This window comes from Mesorhizobium sp. M1E.F.Ca.ET.063.01.1.1, from assembly GCF_003998155.1.
Classification (GTDB): domain Bacteria; phylum Pseudomonadota; class Alphaproteobacteria; order Rhizobiales; family Rhizobiaceae; genus Mesorhizobium.
This window is the reverse complement of record NZ_RZSC01001413.1, coordinates 1-697: the sequence shown is the minus strand read 5'-3', so window position 1 is coordinate 697 and position 697 is coordinate 1. Positions and strand designations below refer to the sequence as shown.

1 protein-coding gene is annotated in these 697 nt (G+C 66.6%); it reads right to left on the bottom strand.

The features are described from left to right. Window positions 1–697: MltA domain-containing protein (locus EOA29_RS38915; RefSeq protein WP_189479167.1), on the bottom strand; the 697-nt coding region annotated here is incomplete at both ends.

The following is a 697-nucleotide window of genomic DNA, read 5'->3' as shown; positions in this document are numbered from 1 at the left end:
GTCCGGCGCGATCATCAGCCGCCGGAACGGATTTCCGTCGAAAGCGGTGAGCGTCGGCGCGTCGATATAGAAGGGCGTGCCGCAGGTGTGCAGCAGCCGGTCGACCGCGACGGACCGGCCGGGTGTCAGCGGCACTTTGGCGGCGGCGATCGGGCCGAGCGCCGGATCCTCGACCGGCGCCTCGCGGAAGAAGATATAGGAGCGGTTCTGCCAGAGGATCTCGTCGACGCGATCCGGATGCGCTTTGAACCAGGCGCGGATCGACTGCATCGTAACTTTTTCCAGTGGGATTTCGCCGATCTCGCTCAGAATCCTGCCTGGACCGGTGAAGCGCTGGCCGGATTTGGCGGCATAAGTGACCCGGCACAGCCGGCCATCGGTCATCTTCAGCCGGGCCGCGCCCTGCACATGGATGAAGAAGGCGTCGACCTTGTCGGTAAGCCAGGCAATCTCGAGGTTCCTGCCGGAGAGCGCGCCGCGCTCGATTGCGCCGCGGTCGGGATATTCGACGGGGCCTGCCGGCGTGTCGCGCCCGAAGGCGAGATAAGGATCCATGCCGGCGGGCCGGTTTTTGTCGTCTATGTCGATGAGGTCGGCCGGGCGGGAAAGCAGCGGCACGACGAACCGCTCCGTCCTGACCGGCGAGGCCTCGACCTGCGGCTCGTAGAAGCCGGTGACGAGGCCGGCGTCGCCGTTG